This is a genomic window from Rheinheimera soli, assembly GCF_021290985.1.
GTDB lineage: Bacteria > Pseudomonadota > Gammaproteobacteria > Enterobacterales > Alteromonadaceae > Pararheinheimera > Pararheinheimera soli.
Window position 1 is genome coordinate 1 of sequence record NZ_JAJOYU010000084.1, and the last position, 1385, is coordinate 1385.

General features: G+C 44.0%; 1 protein-coding gene. It reads right to left on the minus strand.

From position 1 onward, the window contains the following. Positions 1-21: 21 nt before the first annotated feature. Entirely contained in the window at positions 22-1293 is a 1272-nt protein-coding gene (locus LSG37_RS21090; RefSeq protein WP_233081975.1) for an IS4 family transposase, read from the minus strand. Positions 1294-1385 lie beyond the last annotated feature (92 nt).

The following is a 1385-nucleotide window of genomic DNA, read 5'->3' on the forward strand; positions in this document are numbered from 1 at the left end:
CATACGTATGTCCTTAAGAGCTTAAGCTGCTGATATATTTAGATTAGTTAGCATTTTAAACACCCCGTTTTTTTGATCCCTCTTCAAATTCTGACGCTGGCAACGTTGTGCTAAAAATGCCAATGCTTCATTTATGGCCGTCACTAAATCTGCGCCATGGCTTCTGGCAATATCTAAACAAAAGGGTAACCACCAGATATGGGCTGATTTTGCACCGGTAAACAGTGAAATCACCCGGTTATACTTTTGTTGTGCCGCGTTGATAAGCCACCGTTTTAAGGTTGCCGCAAGCAAGCTTCCCCAGATCAGCGTTTCGACTATTGTTGGATGATACGTGTCGAATTTATTCAAATTATTCATCGACTTCCATTCTTTGAATAGCAGTTCAATCTGCCAGCGGACACGGTAGAGGTCGCCGACAACTTCTGCGGGAAACTGTTGCCGATCAAGGTTGGTGCACACCAAAACATGTCTTTTTTTGTGATCTAATGCGGCAAATGCCACACAACGATAAATTGGACCATCCGGCCAATGCACGTCTAAATCCAACGCACCTGTACCGGGTAATTCTTTTAGCCATGATTTCAGCGGTTTTGCCTGCTGGCTTTTGTTGCAAACGGCCATTGGATTCACGCTGTTGCTCATGCGGATGATGAAAAAAGCGCTGGCGTCTTGCAATTCCTGGACATAAGCCTTTGAAAAATAACCCGCATCTGCCATAAATAAGCAACCAGCTAAGGATGAGGCTGATGGCAAATACTCCCGCTTTGGCGCAATATCTTCGGTCAGGCTTACGCGCTGTGGTTGTCCTTTGAACACATCATAGGTGACATGCAACTCAACCGCAGCAGGGTTGTGTACGTTAAAACGGCCTGGAAAATAGTGCATTAAGTCGCCATGCACCGCGAAACTGGTGCCATCTTGCAAAATAATACGTTCAAAAACGTCTTTATACTTCTCTCGCAGAGTAAGCATATCTGGAAGATGCACAGCCAGTGCTTTTTCAAACACTTCATGCATAAACTCAGGCGCAGCCATTTTAACCAACTGTTTATGAAAAGGTTTTAGCTGTATGTTGGTGAAGTGCATATGATTAAATTGACGGTGGATATCGGTAATAGAATTCGTAGTCCCAGAGCCAAGGGCGCTGACCAACGCCATGCAGAACTTATGCGGCGTGACCTGGCGACGACGTTTCATAAATCCGGTTTTTTGCCCAAGCGTATCAAGCTCATCTGGAGAAAAAAGTCGTTCAAAAGCGTTTAAGAATCGGCTATCTTGTTCGTGCTTCATTCGTTTTGCCTGCAAAGGTGATCTTTTTTATTCGAAAAATCAATTAGATCACGAATGAAGCACCTTTTCAAATCCTAAAGATCATACGTATG

Coding starts and splice junctions, on each gene's coding strand:
- LSG37_RS21090 (WP_233081975.1), bottom strand. CDS start 1,293: ATGAAGCACGAACAAGATAGCCGATTCTTAAACGCTTTTGAACGACTT.